The organism is Oleiphilus sp. HI0067, assembly GCF_001635735.1.
In genome coordinates this window covers 1-700 of sequence record NZ_LWFI01000835.1, presented here as the reverse complement: position 1 = coordinate 700, position 700 = coordinate 1, and the positions used below count along the sequence as shown (strand labels likewise).

The following is a 700-nucleotide window of genomic DNA, read 5'->3' as shown; positions in this document are numbered from 1 at the left end:
GTCGGCTCATCACATCCTGGGGCTGAAGCCGGTCCCAAGGGTATGGCTGTTCGCCATTTAAAGTGGTACGCGAGCTGGGTTTAGAACGTCGTGAGACAGTTCGGTCCCTATCTGCCGTGGACGTTGGAAAATTGAGAAGGGCTGCTCCTAGTACGAGAGGACCGGAGTGGACGAACCTCTGGTGTTCGGGTTGTGTCGCCAGACGCATTGCCCGGTAGCTATGTTCGGACAGGATAACCGCTGAAAGCATCTAAGCGGGAAGCCCCCTTCAAGATAAGTTTTCCCTGATTCCTTGAGAATCCTAAAGGGCCCTTAAAGACTATGAGGTTGATAGGCAGGGTGTGTAAGCGTTGTGAGGCGTTGAGCTAACCTGTACTAATTGCCCGTGAGGCTTGACTATATAACGCCAAAGCGTCTTCGAAAGAAGGCTGGGTGTATAGGCAACCAATCGAAAAATCGACGAATAATGAAGATATGAATCATAAGCGACTACTATTGCTTCCAATGTTAAAGACAACAGCAGAATTAAGTGTTGGTGTAACGACCGTAAGTTACTTCAACCAGAGTTTTGCCTGACGACCATAGAGAACTGGAACCACCTGATCCCATCCCGAACTCAGAAGTGAAACGGTTCATCGCCGATGGTAGTGTGGGAGGTCCCATGTGAGAGTAGGTCATCGTCAGGCTTCTAATATGAGAG

At 49.4% G+C, this 700-nt stretch carries 2 rRNA genes; both read left to right on the top strand.

Features of this window, described 5'->3' with window-relative positions:
- Nucleotides 1-400: ribosomal RNA gene (locus A3739_RS08890) — 23S ribosomal RNA — on the top strand; the annotation flags it as partial.
- 171 nt (nucleotides 401-571) lie between these two features.
- A 5S ribosomal RNA gene (gene rrf / locus A3739_RS08885) occupies nucleotides 572-686 on the top strand.
- Nucleotides 687-700 lie beyond the last annotated feature (14 nt).